Origin of the sequence: Psychrobacter sp. PG1 (genome assembly GCF_014897815.1) — a bacterium.
Taxonomy (GTDB): domain Bacteria; phylum Pseudomonadota; class Gammaproteobacteria; order Pseudomonadales; family Moraxellaceae; genus Psychrobacter.
Window position 1 is genome coordinate 1 of sequence record NZ_JABUZG010000025.1, and the last position, 8,693, is coordinate 8,693.

At 41.1% G+C, this 8,693-nt stretch carries 4 protein-coding genes, 1 pseudogene and 1 other annotated feature; all 5 genes and pseudogenes read right to left on the minus strand.

The annotated features are described in order from the left end of the window. Positions 1-117 precede the first annotated feature (117 nt). Positions 118-507, minus strand: coding sequence for a hypothetical protein (locus tag INT03_RS01155; protein WP_193007231.1), 390 nt, complete (start codon positions 505-507; stop codon positions 118-120). 42 nt (positions 508-549) lie between these two features. Next, positions 550-1,149: a hypothetical protein gene (locus INT03_RS01160; RefSeq protein ID WP_193007232.1), complete on the minus strand. Its 600-nt coding sequence runs from the start codon at positions 1,147-1,149 to the stop codon at positions 550-552. Positions 1,150-1,169: 20 nt separating this feature from the next. Next, positions 1,170-6,476 carry a DUF6531 domain-containing protein gene (locus tag INT03_RS01165; protein WP_193007233.1) on the minus strand — a complete coding sequence of 1,769 codons (5,307 nt, stop codon included), beginning with the start codon at positions 6,474-6,476 and terminating at the stop codon, positions 1,170-1,172. A 526-nt stretch (positions 6,477-7,002) separates the two neighbouring features. After that, positions 7,003-8,222 (minus strand): IS3 family transposase gene (locus INT03_RS01170; RefSeq protein ID WP_193007234.1). Its coding sequence is split into 2 segments (ribosomal slippage): positions 7,003-7,946 and positions 7,946-8,222, totalling 1,221 coding nucleotides; the frame shifts between segments, so codons are not numbered across the junction. Beyond that, positions 7,831-7,947, minus strand: a sequence feature (AL1L pseudoknot). (Overlaps the previous gene by 117 nt.) Before the next feature lie 289 nt (positions 8,223-8,511). Further along, positions 8,512-8,693, minus strand: a pseudogene (locus tag INT03_RS14865) (hypothetical protein); the annotation flags it as partial.

Sequence of the window (8,693 nt, forward strand, 5' to 3'; positions counted from 1 at the left end):
TCAAGTAAATCACTCTCCGATATACTTGGGGCGGTTCAATAAGTCGTTAATACTGAGCTGCCTTCCTTAAATGTGAGCTTAACGTAGTATCATAAAAAAGCCTGCAATAGCAGGCTTTTAAAAGGTAGAATAAAGATATAAATTTTCTATACCGTATCGTCTTATAAACTCATAGAGCTTGATCAAATCAGATATCTCAACATCACCTAATTGGTGTAGCGGATCGTCCTTATCTAAATCATCAACATTTTTTAGAGTAGTCAGTGTTGGATATTTCTCAAAAATATAGCTAACCGCTTTTGGGTTTAGCTTCGAAAGTAAATAACCACTATGCTCGTCATAAGCGACGGTGTCAGCTATATCAATTGGAATGTCAATTATATCCGTAAGCTCAAGCATTGTAATGGTATCAAACCACAACGTTTCAAATGTAAACCCGTGCCCTTCTTCTGGATAATATTTAATTTTTTCGACATCTGGTTCAAAAATAACCGTATCACCAATCACAGTAGACCTCCTTAATAATAGTCCTTATAACCATAAAATAACCTATATTATGACACTATCAATCTGGCTGACTAATTCTTTGATAACTTCTATATCAATTCCTTCTTTCTTAGCAATCAATTCAGCATTAAATAGTACAGCTGATGTTCCTTCTGGCTCATCAGAAATATCTAACGATATTATTAACTCATTTGGGACGTTTAATTTCTGAATTTGAATGGCGGCTGCCTCGAGATTAATAATAGTGAAGTACGGCCATCTACCAAATTTAATGCTTTCGATATCAGCATTAAACAATCGGCATAGGTGCATATTTGCTTGGCTAAAATCACAGTCTTTTACTAATCCATAATGATTTGATGACTCTTCATCAGGGCGTCCGCCCAAATCGCATCCTAAAAAATTACCTTTGAAGGTTACCGAGTCGAAGGTCACACTATGCTCTTGCCAATTGGTTAGCTTCTTCTTCGTCTGAAAAACACCCCCAACCATTTCAGCATCTAAGAACTGTATACCTCTAGCCGTTTGCTTATTGATAACAACACAATCAACGAGTTTTAAATTTGGTCCTAGAAATACACAGTTTTCACTTTGAAGAACAATCTCCGTATTAGCTATCGTTTTATCTCTAAATTTCTTCATATAATCTATCTCACTACAAATTAAAAGGTTAGCATTCGCCAAATAAAGCTAGGCATACGCTCAACATGTGTACGCATGTTAAGGTCAGAACCAGACATCACATCATATTTGACACCTGTTTTTGGGTCTGTAATATCGATGCCTTTAGGGCTCCATTTCAGGTGTTCTAAGCCTTGAGTTGTTTCTGCTTCATTCCTCACATTTTTTTCTACATATCTTCCTTTTGCTTGTGCCCGTAAAATATTAGCATGCCCATAGTTTTTCTTGGAAATAGCATTAGCTATAGCATCTTTCTCGTTTCTACTAAGCTTCTTATTACTCCAAGTTGCAGCATGTTTTTTAACCAAAGCTTGTAGCTTATCTCCTACAATATCATCAATTGGTATTAATGATTGATTAACACCTTTTGGTAATGACCATAGAGCTTGATTTGTTTCATCTCTAATAAGCCTATGTCCTGCGATACCTTCAGCTCGATAAGTCCTAAATGTACTTAATTTTCTAACAAAAGTTAACTTTGTCTTGTTAAATCCTGTACCTGCTGGTTTCGCTGTATCGAATATCTTAACGATGGGCTGCGCACCCTTTTCAGTAGGCTCTAATATTTGCACCACATTGAAACTAACTCTATCTTTATCAACCACACATCCTGAACTTACGGTATTGGCCGCTAATAGTATAACTGCAAATGGTCTCCCTGCTGGAATACCACCTTTGCAATTACCAAAGACTGTCTTCACTAGATCATCATAAAAAGCTTTTGCCCTAGTAGATGTAATTTTTTTGTCTTCAAAGTAACCCGTTTTATGATATCGACTGAGCTGATCTACCAAATAGTCATCCATATTATCAGGCCAATCAACTTTTTCCTTACCTTTATTCGGTGAAAGATAAAAGAAATTGAGCTTACCATCAGTTCTAGTAACAGCAAAGTTACTATCTTTGTTGTTTCTGATAATAAAATCAGGTTTTACACCAAAAATAGTATTTCCGAAAGTATTAAATACACTATTAAGTTTATCTGAGTATCCTGGTCCTCTTGTAATTGGACTAGAAACTGCAACAGTATAAGGTTTGTTTATAACGCTTTTTAAGGTTTTAAATGCACCAATGACAGGTTTAAGACCTATATCTTTAATTCTCTGAACTTGACTATCACTTAACTTAGGCAAACCCAAGGTGTCTGGTAAGGTCTTGAATAGCTTTGATAGCTTAGAGGCTCCCGCAGCTCCGGTTAAGCCAATTCCTGCATTTACAGCACTAACTATAGCACCTCGTAACTGTTCAGCAGCATCAAATAATTGTCCATAATTACACGAGGTCAATAATAGTTTTCCTATATTAACCACAGCTTTTATTAGATCCCATGCTGCTGTCCCTAGAAAATATGCAGCCACACCTAGCATAGCAGCATCTGCCAACCATCCTACTGGCGTAGCCTGAATAATTGCAAAAGCTACAAAAATACCTGCTGTTGTCGCTATAGTTTTAGTATCGCTAACTAAAGCTAAAAGCTCATTTCTAATGTCAGTAGCAAGTAAATATTTACCATTTTTATCTTTGCCTTGAACTGCAGTTCTTACAATAACTTCAAATTTATCTTGAGCACTTCCTTTAAAAACCTCACTTCTTTTATGTTTTTCAGGAGCCAACCCATCCGGATCACTTATACTGTGCGGCTGATTAAGAGCAAAGGCGAACAGATCAGGGCCTGCTGCCAGTCCTAACGGATCAGGGGTTAGGTATTGTTGGTTTAGCGCATCATAATAACGATTGGTATTGTAGTGTAGACCGCTTTCACTATCGTAGTATTGATTAGACAGACGTAGGTTTAATTCAAACGTGCTGTTCGCATTGATAGTGGCATAGCCAAAGTCTTCATTGTCCGCTTGCCAGATAAGCTTACTGGTGTTGTCAGTGACCGCTATCGGCGCGTTTCTATGATCAGTATGAATGTAGTACAGCTCACCTTGCTGCAGGATGGCAATAGGGGTGTCGTTCAGCCAGACATACTGTTTAAGATTATCCGCCTGTTGTCCTGCGGTGTCTGTCGTTTCGGCAATGAGCTGATTGCCATCATAGAAGTAATAGGTGGTTTTGGTTTTATGACCTTGATGGTTATAAGTCGTCTTAGCGACACGCTGATTAAAGGTGTTGTAGCGATAGACGGCTATTGGGATAAGCTTACCGCTCTCATCAGTGGCACTGATTTTAGTTAAGCGGTTCTGGCTGTCGTACTCGTAGTGCTGATCGCCTTGATTTATGGTTCTGCCCCATTCGTCCGTCTCAGGGGTTTGGCTGATTTGTTCGATGATGTCGTTTTGTGGGGCAAGTAACGGCTCAGGGTTTTGATCGTACAGCACTTGATCAAGCACGGTACGGACTTGCTGACTGATGGCGCTTTGAGGGTTGATGGCATCCCCCATCTGAGCGCTTGCGGTTTGAGTGACTTGTTCAGGCTCTCGCTGCTTTTGATTGGGATCGTAGTTCAGGGCAGTTTGTCCGACTTTAGGATTGCCTGCTAAGACTATGCGGCCGTTTTTATCCTTTTGTACTAGGTTACTGATGCCGTTACCAAAGTTAAAGCGCTGCACCAAGCTGGTGTCATTGTCTGAATTAAGACCCGTGATAATAGGTTTGTCCCAGATGCCTTTTAGATAAATGCCATTTAGAACCCCAACCTTTTTCTTATCATTGCCATTGTAGGTGTATTCAATAACGTTGCCATCAGGTAGAGTTTTGGACTGGACTCGGCCTTGATCGTCATAGCTATAGTTGAGGGTGAAGCTTTGCTGATCGACTTGCTGGGTATGAGTGAGCAATTGCGCGTTGTTATTGTAGCTAAAGCTCTCGAAGCCTGTCGGATAGGTGACTTTGACAGGTTTGTTTTGTTTGCCCCATGTAATGCGATGCTGCTCGGTGCTACCATCGGTTGCTGATACGGTAATGCCAGTAACACGTCCAATGCTATCGCGCTGATAGGTTTGTGCGTTTAGTGGTGATTGACTACCGATAAGTAAGCTATTTTGGTTATATTGATAAGTGCTGATGCCTGTAGTAGGACTATTCACTGCCACTATGTTGCCAAAGTCATCAGCAGTATAGGTAGTGATAAGTCCTTGAGCGTCGGTTTGTTCTATCTGCGCCTGTACAAACGCAGGAGCTTGATTTAATAGTGCACCAAGCTTTTGATAAGGGCTAATAGCGATATCGGGTCGAGCACTATTACCTTGATCTCCTTCAGCGATGGCTTGAATACTAGCTAATAGGTCTTGTTTACTAGCAGCGTCTAGAGTCTCAAACGCGGTTTGCTGCTCGACTTTGCCATCGACTAACAAGTTAGCAGCAGTAAGATTGCCCTCAGTATCACGAGTGAGATCAATTTGCGCTTGTTTACCATCGCTCATGCCAATGATTTGTCCACTTGCGTCATACTGGTAGTTCAGTATCTGACCTAGGGGATCGGTGATTTGCTGTATTCTACCTAAAGGATCATAGTTTATTTGACTGACTTGTCCCGCTTGATCGCTTTGGGTGACTTGACCTTGCGCATTGTACTGATATTTATTTATTGTGCCATCGATATTAAGTAGAGTGACGACTCGGCCTTGAGTATCGTAACTCATGGCCTGAGTTAGACCCTCAGGGTAGCTGATCAAGGTGAGCTGATTCTGCTGGTCGTATTGATAGCGAGTTGTGTCTTGATTACCTTCTAGAGGACCATCAACCGATGTTAGCTGTTGTTTACCATTAATCTTTTTATATTGATAGGTGGTCGTTCTACTAATAGGCTGCACTTGACGGGTTGCTGTTGCAGGCTGATAGCCCATTTCAGTCATACTAATGATATTACCGCTATTATCGTAGCTCAGCTTAGTTTGTGAGGTTCTACCTTCTACCACACTGGGTCGGCTAATAGCGGTTGGCTGTGTAGGAAGGCTTAGATCATCGTAATTATAAGTGAGCCATGTTTGTTGATTTTGCTCATTGGTTTGGATAACTTTGGTAATACGCCCTTTATCATCATACACAGTAGAAGTAGAGGAGAGCGTTTGTCCTTGTGCGTTAAGCTGATTGGTCTTAGTGACACGTCCAGCATTATCATACTCGTAGCTAACATTGGCAGGACCACAAGTTAAACAACTTGGACCTATCACAGATAATAGCTGTGCTTCATCGTTAGTATAACGATAGCGGTAGTCGGTTGTCTCTCCAACACTATTGGTAATACGATTGGTAAAGATATGCCCAGCTTGAGTAGGTAGGATAGTATTTGAATCATAAGCAACGCTAACTTTCTCTATACCGTCTTTATGAGAAGAGCTAATAGCGCGATCATAAGCATCGTATTGCCACTGCGTAATAAGCCGAGCCTTTGCATTATCATCGTAACTAAGCTTAGCAGTGAGGTTGTGCTTATCAAAAGGGTCTTGATATAGATAGCCCGTTCTAACGGCAGTGGGTGAGACCACTTGAGCCAGATTGTTGTTTTGATCTAATAGATAGACCCATCTACCTTTATTGGCTTTGTTTTGGCTGCTACTGGTAATACTGATCTTAGGTAGACCATTTGCTGTGGTCTCATAAGCGAACTTAAGAGTATCGCCTGTATGATTGCGTACTTGAGCCAGGGTGCCATCAACGCCATAGGTCAATGCCCAATACGGACTACTAGGATCATTGGCATCTTCGGTAACACGGGATAGTTGTCCAAAGCGGTGCTGACCTATTTGGTTAACAGCGTTGGTTTGTCTGTGAGCGGTAAACTGAAACTGTTTGCCAGTAGGTAGGGTCCATAGCCAAGCGGCTCTGGTAGGGTCTGAGCTTTGGGTACGCTCAAGGTAGCCAAGTTCAGATTGTTCAGAGATATAGCGGGTGACGAATAGAGTACTGCCACCCATAGCGGCGGCAGTCTTTTGAAAGTGGATTTGTCGACCGTCGGCTTGAATGATATCTATTTGATCATCAATATCTTGTAGCTGCATCTCATAGTTATGACGCCAACCAATACCAAGTATACCTCTTTGCGTGCTTTTCGAATTGTAATAACGATTAAAGCTAAGACTGTAATCACCACTGTTAGCTTGTATATCAGTTGCCTGCTCAAACTTGTTGCCTGTTAAGACGTTTATAGGGTTGCCCCTAGCCTGATCCGCTTTGATAATATCTACGATTGAAGGGCCACGATTCGCAGGACAAGTGTTAGGAGTGCCTGATTCACCCACTCTATTACAGACAACAGTTCTGGTTTCCGTTATATCTAAATCAGCAATAACTAACGTTGGCACTAAGACCAATAAGCTTGCAAACAGGCGGCTCAAACGCATAGATAATTCTCAACAAATATTTATTTTGATAATCTTGCTATAATATTGAATTGTTTCGAATTTGTCACGCTTGTTTGTCAACATGTTTCAAACAATATTTAATAAAATTCTTTTTAAGTCGCTTATGCCGTAAGTAAAAATGAATATCATAATTGAGTTTTTCATAAGTGTGATTTCGGTATAGCCCAAGGGAACCGCTTAAAAAGCCTCTTAAACCTATTAACAGACCACTTAAAACAGACTTCCATAATGGAACCACTTATAACTGAACCGCACCAGTACCGTAGAAAACTCGATATGTCTAGCTGCATTGCAGTCAGTGAACCATTGCTGCTGTTGCCTTCTATTTATTTAACAGCTTCAGCTTTGAAAGCTGTACTATAGACTCTGGTTTTCTTAGTCATGATAAACTCCTCAGAGAGTCGTTAGTTTACCAAGTTATTCTCCAAGATTCCTTCAGCATAGCTCAATGTCACTTTTGACAAATTGAACCGCCCCGACTATATCGGAGGTTGATTTGCTTGAGTCAGGCAGCTTCACCTAACAGATTAAGATTATCATAATACCGTCTTTCAAACTCAAAAGGTGACACATAACCAATCGTGCTATGCAAACGGGTTTTATTAAACCAGTCTACCCATTCAAAGGTTGCCAGTTCCACATCATTAACGCCAGTCCAACTCTGCTTTAAATAATGAATCACTTCAGCCTTATAAAGCCCGTTGACCGTTTCAGCTAAAGCATTGTCGTATGAATCACCAGTGGTACCCACAGAAGCAATAACACCAGAGTCATCCATTCTATCCGTATAGCGTATGGACAAATACTGAACGCCTCGATCACTATGATAAATGACGTCTTTAGGCTTATTTCTATCAGCTATCGCTTGATTTAACGCTGCCATCACCATATCAGTGTTCATACGATTGGATACTTTCCAGCCGACGATAGCGCGAGCAAACACATCAATAATAAAAGCGGTATACACCCAACCATTCATTGTCTTGATGTAAGTGAAGTCCGCAACCCAAAGCTGATTAGGGCGATGGGCATTAAAGTTACGATTGACTAGGTCATCTGCTCGCTTTTGGTCATCACGACTGTGAGTGGTTATTTTGCCTTTACCACGCCAAACGCCTTGTAGGCTATGCTGCTTCATTAACCGCTCTACCGTACAACGAGCCACATGAATACCATCTGCTTTCATCTGCTGCCAGACTTTGCGAGCACCGTAACGGCACTTGCTGTCCTGCCAGATGCGTCTGATTTCACTGGTGTAGAAATCGTCATGCTGTCTGCGAAATGATCGTTGTTCAGGGTAGCACTCCAAGTATTTAGCGCGATAGTAAGTTGATGGGGCAATCGGTAGTACTCGACAGATTGGCTCGATCCCGTAATTGTTTTTATGGTCATCAATAGAGTTGACCATTATTTGGGTAGACGGTCGAGCTCCGCCTGGGCGAAAAAAGCAGCAGCCTTTCTGATGATTTCGTTGGCTTGCTTAAGCTCTTTATTTTCGCGTTCAAGCTCCTTTATCCGTTGATCTTGGCTTTGAGCTTGTACCGAGGCAGGAATAGTTTGCTCAATATGTTTTTTATGCCATGATCGCAGGGTCTCAGGCGTACAGCCAATCTTTGACGCTATGGTTTGAATGGCTGACCATGTGGAGGGATAGTCGTTTGCTGCTTCTATCAACATGCGAACGGCGCGTTCTTTAATCTCAGGGGTGTAGGTTTGTCTTTTCATTGTCGTATTCTCTCAGAATGTTGTGTCTCCGACAATCTCGGGGCGGTTCAGTAGCCTACAGCCTAATATACAAGTCCTCATTAAGGTACAGAACTTATTGAATCAGTTCAGCAATTATCAGCTCATTAAATTCGTTCAGTGAGATATACAGTCATCGAAATATTAATGTTATTTTCTACATATGCAACAGCATAGATCAAACATCGCTATGAACACATTGATGATCAACAGGCTATTATTGATAATAGGTATACGTTGTTAGATTAAGTAATTGTTCTACGTGGTTCTACTAAGTTCTTTCGTTAAGTTCTGCATTGAGCACAGTAGTAATTAATTGCCTCAGCCAATTATGCGCCGCATCGCCCTCACGGCGTTGATGCCATAACAATTTAAAGTCGAATGATTCAATTGGAAAAGGCGGTTCGAATATTTGAACCTGTGAGTTGCTATCAGTCATATCAAAGCTACGCC